This window comes from Endozoicomonas sp. ONNA2 (genome assembly GCF_024606365.1).
Taxonomy (GTDB): domain Bacteria; phylum Pseudomonadota; class Gammaproteobacteria; order Pseudomonadales; family Endozoicomonadaceae; genus Endozoicomonas.
Window position 1 is genome coordinate 1 of the sequence record NZ_JAHHPO010000510.1, and the last position, 2,288, is coordinate 2,288.

Consider the following 2,288-nt stretch of genomic DNA (forward strand, 5'->3'; position numbering starts at 1 on the left):
TAATTCGGTATTTGTTACGCCAGAGCGAGGCCCGGCAGGTGATGTTCCTGCGCTCCATCAGTTCCGATCGGTTGCGGTATGAGCTGGAGAGACAACTGGGTAAAAGAAAATAGTGACTGGGCTGAAAATTGAGCCCAGATAGCAAAAGGCTTTTATGTGCGTTTTTTGTGTACTAATTAGGCTACAATTACAATTGTCACTCACCGCTGCAAGGAAAGAAAATGAGCAAAACTGAAGTCGTAAGGGCAAGAATGGAACCTGAAGTAAAACGCCACGCCGAAGCCATATTCCAGGAGCTGGGCCTCAACACAACTGAAGCGATTACGCTGTTTTACAAACAAGTGACCCTCTGCAGAGGGCTGCCCTTCCCTGTCTGCTTACCGAATGAGGAAACCGCCAGAACACTGGACGATGTGGACGCAGGAATTGGGCTGGTTGAATGCGATAGTGCAGAAGATATGTTTAACAAGTTGGGTCTTTGACCCATGCTCACGCCGGTCTATACCAACAAACTATCCAAAGACATAAAGCGTGCCAAAAGACAGGGTAAAGACCTGGACAAATTTAAAGATGTTGTCCGTATGCTTATTGAGCAACAGCCCATGGCCGCAAAACATAAAGACCATGCTCTATCAGGCAACTATAAAAACCACAGAGAGTGCCATATAGAGCCTGACTGGTTGCTGATTTATAAGGTAGAAAACAAACGGATTATCTTTTCAAGATTGGGATCGCATTCAGATTTGTTCAGATAGCCACGCAACAACGATTCCCAGAAGACCAGCAACTATTCACCGGACTTAAGATTGCGGTAAATAAACTCAGCGTTACGATACTGCTTAATCGACTTTTCCAGATGCATCCGATTGCTCTGAGTACCAGGCAAATAAGCAGTTTCATCCGTCTGATCGACAACCTGTAAAGTCACCCTGCGCCCCAGCCGCTGAAGCATATCCACCAAAGCATCCAGGGTAAATTTACTGGCTTTGCCTGTCATAACATCAGATACTCTGGGTCGGTTAACGCCCATGACTATTGCCGCCACCTCCTGTTTCAGACGGGACTCCCGAATAGCCAGCCTGATTTCTTCCATTAGTTGGATCTTCAGATCCGCCTTGATTCGCTGTTCTGAGTTTGCTTTCAGGCGTTTGGCTTCCTCCGGTGAAAAACCCAGGTCAGCAAATACATTGCCCCCTGCCGGTGTAGTATGTTGGCTCAATTTCTCACTCATCACTGTCTCCCCGCTGCCCGCATGGCAAGCACTTGCTGATAACGTTCGGTGGCAATTTTTTTATCATGCTGACTGGTTTTTCGGGTTTTCTTCTGGAAGCTGTGCAGCACATAAACCGCCTCTTCAAACTTGGCGACATATAACACCCGGAATGCGTTACTCTCTTCCGAAATAATGACCTCCCGAACCCCCGCACCAACCTCTTTAAAAGGCTTCCAGCGCTCCGGGTCCAGATCGTGTTGAACCCGGTTTAGCTGGTAGCCTGCCTCCCGTCGGGCCGATTCCGGGAATTCCAGTAAAGCCGCCAGAGAGCCGCCCATCCATTCAATGGGTTTCTCATTATTCAAAGCATAACACCTATGTATAAAATTTTATACATTATAAGGCAAAACACCCATTTATAAAGGGATGCAGGTTGATTTTGATTATGCAGAAGTGCATAATTACATGCATATAATCAAGTGATTGACAGGACGACCGATCATCTTCATTTTGCATCTTGCAACGGCAAAATCCGTTGTCGGGTTTGGAACCCCGATTTAACACAGAGCACTAAAAGCGCTCATTAATTGCGCTTTTTTTTGTGCAATCACTTAGCACCTCTTTATGGCGGGCTGGGTGGGGACGGCTTAGGCCGTGCCGGTTTCTGTGTAATCGGTGTTCCAATCCCATCCAGTCCGCCCCCAGTCAGTTTGGAACCTTCTGGCGGCGGTAATGTACCGATACACAGGAGGCTCTATGACTGCCTTAGTGGAAACTTTTCCAACACCGGAACAACTGCTGCACGAACTGAAATTTGAGAATCAGCAAATCACCTGCAGTTCCCTCAATGTGGCTGACCATTTTGACAAGCAACACAGAAACGTTTTGCAGTCCATTCGCAATTTGGAATGTTCTGAAGAGTTTCGTCTGCTGAATTTTCAGCAGACGATCATCACCCGAGAAAATCCAAAAGGTGGTGCTCCCATCGAAAGCCCTGCTTTCAAAATCACCCGTGATGGTTTTGCTTTTCTGGCCATGGGTTTCACCGGCAAAAAAGCCGCCGCCTGGAAAGAGG

5 protein-coding genes are annotated in these 2,288 nt (G+C 47.3%); 3 read left to right on the forward strand and 2 right to left on the reverse strand.

Features of this window, described 5'->3' with window-relative positions; translation table 11 throughout:
- Window positions 1-221: 221 nt before the first annotated feature.
- Both KDK14_RS09070 and KDK14_RS09075 read left to right on the forward strand, forming a co-directional pair.
- On the forward strand, window positions 222-482 hold the full coding sequence (locus KDK14_RS09070; RefSeq protein WP_257264774.1) for a type II toxin-antitoxin system RelB/DinJ family antitoxin: 261 nt from the start codon (window positions 222-224) through the stop codon (window positions 480-482).
- 3 nt (window positions 483-485) lie between these two features.
- Window positions 486-755 carry a type II toxin-antitoxin system YafQ family toxin gene (locus KDK14_RS09075; RefSeq protein WP_257264775.1) on the forward strand — a complete coding sequence of 90 codons (270 nt, stop codon included), beginning with the start codon at window positions 486-488 and terminating at the stop codon, window positions 753-755.
- A 32-nt stretch (window positions 756-787) separates the two neighbouring features.
- Here KDK14_RS09075 and KDK14_RS09080 read toward each other — a convergent pair whose 3' ends face one another.
- Together KDK14_RS09080 and KDK14_RS09085 are read right to left on the reverse strand one after the other, a co-directional pair.
- Complete coding sequence (locus KDK14_RS09080; RefSeq protein WP_257264776.1) at window positions 788-1,231, reverse strand: helix-turn-helix domain-containing protein; 444 nt, start codon at window positions 1,229-1,231, stop codon at window positions 788-790.
- Entirely contained in the window at window positions 1,231-1,578 is a 348-nt protein-coding gene (locus KDK14_RS09085) for a type II toxin-antitoxin system RelE/ParE family toxin (RefSeq protein WP_257264777.1), read from the reverse strand. Before KDK14_RS09085 ends, KDK14_RS09080 begins: the two co-directional genes overlap by 1 nt.
- A 391-nt stretch (window positions 1,579-1,969) precedes the next feature.
- On the opposite strand from KDK14_RS09085, the gene KDK14_RS09090 reads away from it, so the two are divergent.
- Window positions 1,970-2,288, forward strand: a 319-nt coding sequence (locus KDK14_RS09090; RefSeq protein WP_257264778.1) for a Rha family transcriptional regulator, incomplete at its 3' end; no start/stop codon positions are given.

Bases quoted from the DNA above. Each gene is read 5' to 3' on its own strand.
- KDK14_RS09070 (WP_257264774.1), top strand. From the start codon at position 222: ATGAGCAAAACTGAAGTCGTAAGGGCAAGAATGGAACCTGAAGTAAAA.
- KDK14_RS09075 (WP_257264775.1), top strand. From the start codon at position 486: ATGCTCACGCCGGTCTATACCAACAAACTATCCAAAGACATAAAGCGT.
- KDK14_RS09080 (WP_257264776.1), bottom strand. From the start codon at position 1,231: ATGAGTGAGAAATTGAGCCAACATACTACACCGGCAGGGGGCAATGTA.